This window comes from Oleiphilus sp. HI0117 (genome assembly GCF_001635235.1).
Genome location: NZ_LWGA01000889.1, coordinates 1 through 3709 on the forward strand (window position 1 = coordinate 1; position 3709 = coordinate 3709).

General features: G+C 44.7%; 3 protein-coding genes. All 3 read left to right on the forward strand.

The genetic code is table 11. The annotated features are described in order from the left end of the window. Nucleotides 1-73 precede the first annotated feature (73 nt). Nucleotides 74-1582: an amidophosphoribosyltransferase gene (gene purF, locus A3757_RS15645; protein ID WP_068552637.1), complete on the forward strand. Its 1509-nt coding sequence runs from the start codon at nucleotides 74-76 to the stop codon at nucleotides 1580-1582. A 61-nt stretch (nucleotides 1583-1643) separates the two neighbouring features. Further along, a complete protein-coding gene (locus A3757_RS15650) occupies nucleotides 1644-2876 on the forward strand; it encodes an O-succinylhomoserine sulfhydrylase (RefSeq protein WP_068515759.1) in 1233 nt (410 codons plus the stop codon). A gap of 156 nt (nucleotides 2877-3032) precedes the next feature. Further along, on the forward strand, nucleotides 3033-3709 hold a 677-nt coding region (locus A3757_RS15655; RefSeq protein ID WP_197470069.1), incomplete at its 3' end, for a DNA translocase FtsK 4TM domain-containing protein.

The following is a 3709-nucleotide window of genomic DNA, read 5'->3' on the forward strand; positions in this document are numbered from 1 at the left end:
ATGGTCTCGATCAGTATTCGAAAGTCATAAAGAAACCAAAGTTTGATAGAAACGTTTTTAAAGAGGTAGTCATATGTGTGGCATCGTAGGTGTTGTTGGAAAAAACAACGCGAATCAATCGTTGTATGATGCATTAACCGTTTTGCAACATCGCGGCCAGGACGCTGCCGGCATTGTTACCTGCCAAGATGATCGTTTCTTTTTAAGAAAGGATAATGGCCTAGTACGTGATGTTTTTCGTACACGGCATATGAAACGCCTGCAAGGCAATGTAGGTATTGGGCATGTGCGCTACCCAACTGCAGGCTCTTCTAGTTCTGCGGAAGCTCAGCCTTTTTATGTTAACTCTCCTTATGGTATTACCTTAGCGCATAACGGTAATCTGACTAATACGGCTGAGCTAGCGAGTGGGGTTCTGAAGTCGGATTTACGTCATGTAAACACTAATTCCGATTCAGAAGTACTATTGAATGTCTTTGCTCACGAGCTTCAGGAGCAAGGAAAGCTGGTACCTACGCAAGTAGAAATCTTTAACGCGGTTAAAGAAGTTCATAAGCGGTGCCGAGGCGCCTATGCAGTCATTGCCATGATCACTGGCTACGGCGTGTTGGCTTTTCGTGACCCTTACGGTATTCGTCCGGTTTGCTATGGCAAGCGTGAGACGGAGCAGGGCACCGAATATATGATTTCTTCCGAAAGCGTAGCGCTTGCTGCCCTAGGCTTTGAGCTTGTGCGCGATATAGAGCCTGGTGAAGCGATCTATATTGAGAATGATGGAACACTGCATACACAGCAATGTTCTGAAAACCCTAAACTGACACCTTGTATTTTCGAGCACGTATACTTCGCGCGCCCTGATTCTATTATAGATAAGGTCTCTGTTTACAAGGCGCGCCTGCGTATGGGTGAAACACTTGCCCAAAAAGTAAAACGACTGCGTCCTGATCACGATATCGACGTTGTCATGCCTATCCCCGATACTAGCCGTACCTCTGCAATGCAAATGGCGGTGGAGTTGGGTGTGAAGTTTCGCGAAGGCTTCATCAAGAACCGCTATATTGGTCGTACTTTTATTATGCCAGGCCAGAATCAGCGTAAGAAGTCGGTACGTCAGAAGTTGAACCCCATTGAACTAGAGTTTAAAGATAAAAACGTTATGTTGGTCGATGACTCAATTGTACGGGGTACGACATGTCGTGAAATCGTACAAATGGCTAGAGACGCTGGTGCTAAAAACGTGTACTTTGCATCTGCCGCGCCTGAGGTAAGATACCCAAATGTTTACGGTATCGATATGCCTGCTGCAACTGAGTTGATTGCACATGACCGCACGGTTGAAGATATTCAGGAAATTATTGGTGCAGACTGGCTAGTTTATCAAGACCTGGAAGATCTTATTCGTTGTGCGAAAGATGGAAACGAAGACATTGATGAGTTTGATTGCTCGGTCTTCAACGGAGTCTATCCAACGGGTGATATATGTGGTGATTACCTCGACAGGCTTGAGCAAGCACGTAATGATTCAAACAAAAAGAAGTTAAATGAAGATGACGCCACTATCGATCTTCATAACGACAATTAAGGCTGAATTAGCTCATTATTTGTCATAGAAAACTAAAAATTCGAATTAAAGGTGAGAAGAGATGGCGAATAGCCAGCCACCGAAAGGTAATATTCCCGTTCCAAATTTGGACGGTGTTGGTTTAGAGACGCTTGCAGTACGAGCTGGGCAAATTAGAAGTCCTGAGCTTGAACACAGCGAAGCGATTTTTCCGACCTCAAGCTTTGTGTTTAATTCAGCGCAAGAAGCTGCTGCACGATTTGCAGGCGAAGAGCCTGGGAACATCTATGCGCGTTTCACCAATCCAACGGTTGCGATGTTTGAGGCGCGCTTAGCTGCCTTAGAAGGAGGCGAGCGTGGTGTTGCTGCAGCATCGGGTATGGCTGCTATTATGTCTGTTTGCTACGCTCTGTTAGAGCAGGGTGATCATGTCATTTGTTCGCGCAGTGTTTTTGGCACGACGACAGTTCTGCTAGAAAAGTTTGTAAAGAAGTTTGGTGTTGAGATTAGCTTTGTTGATCTGACTGATTACGAGCAATGGCAGACCAGCATCAAGGACAATACTAGGTTTCTATTCCTTGAATCGCCGTCGAACCCACTGTGTGAAGTAGTTGATATCGCAAGACTGGCAGAACTGGCGAGACAAGGGCGTCATTCGAAAGGCTGCTTGCTTGTTGTTGATAACTGCATGTGTACACCTATCTTGCAGCAGCCTTTGAAGCTTGGTGCTGATATCGTAGTGCATTCAGCGACTAAATACATTGACGGCCAAGGACGTTGTTTGGGTGGCGCGGTTGTCGGCTCAAATGCAATTATCGAAGAGGTTCATGGTTTTATCCGTTCTGGCGGTGCTGCCTTGAGCCCCTTTAATGCCTGGGTGATGCTGAAGGGCTTAGAAACCCTGAGTATACGTATGAAAGCTCACGGTGATGGGGCTATGAAAATCGCTCAGTGGTTGTCAGAACAAGCTGAAGTTGACCAAGTGTTTTACTCTGGCTTAGCAAGTCATCCTCAGGCAGACCTGGTTGCATCCCAACAAACAGGAAATAGCGGTGTATTGTCCTTTAAAATTAAGGGAGACAAGGCAGCAGCTTGGCGCTTTATAGATGCGCTGGAGTTTGTTTCAATTACCGCTAACTTAGGTGACGCTAAATCTACGATTACTCATCCTGCGACAACGACTCATGGTCGTTTAAGTCAGGAAGATCGTGATAAATCGGGTATCAGTGATAATTTGATTCGAATCTCGGTTGGGCTTGAAAGCACTGATGACTTAATCGCAGACTTGAGTCGTGGCATTGCAGCAATCGCTTAATAAAGCCTGTTGCTGCAAAGCTTTTTTCCTATATTTCATATAATTAACGATAAAAGTTAAAAAATACCTCAAGCTTTCCTATACTGTTAGCTATAGTCCGTACACTTATATTTTTTCGATTCGCCAACCATAGTTAGTAATTCAGTGATAAGCGACATGGCACAACCTGGTAGTAGTAACTCAGAACAACATCATTTTCATGCCTATTTATCCCAAGGCTCGCGTGAAGGTGCCTTGATTCTAACGGTTGCTGTCTGCATTTTTCTGTTCGCTGCATTAATTTCCCACTCTCCGATGGATCCTGGTTGGAGTAGCACGGGTACAAATCAGGTTGCTTCAAATTACGGTGGTAAAGCCGGTGCATGGTTTGCCGATATACTGCTGCACTTTTTTGGCTATGTTTCCTACCTCTTCCCAATATTAATCGGCTATCGCGCCGCGCTGCTTTTTAAGAATAGAAAGTCCAGGAAGGTCTTTCATTGGCCAATGTTTATCATTCGGGTTATCGGTTTTGTTCTGACTTTGCTTGGTGCCACGGGTTTATTGGCTATTTATTCGGTCGCAGGCTTAGATAACGTTTCGGGTGGTATTGTTGGTATGGAATTATCAAACAGTATGCTCGCTCAATTTAACATCCTGGGCACTACTTTGATGTTAGTGTCGATGCTTCTATTTGGTCTGACAGTTTTTACCGGGATTTCCTGGTTAGGGCTGATGGATAAAACCGGAGCGTTGACGATTAAACTTTACGATAAATTATCTGTCGTTATTAAGCGCCTATATTCAAAGTATCTTGATAAACGTGATCTGCGCCTTGATCAAAAGCTTAAGCG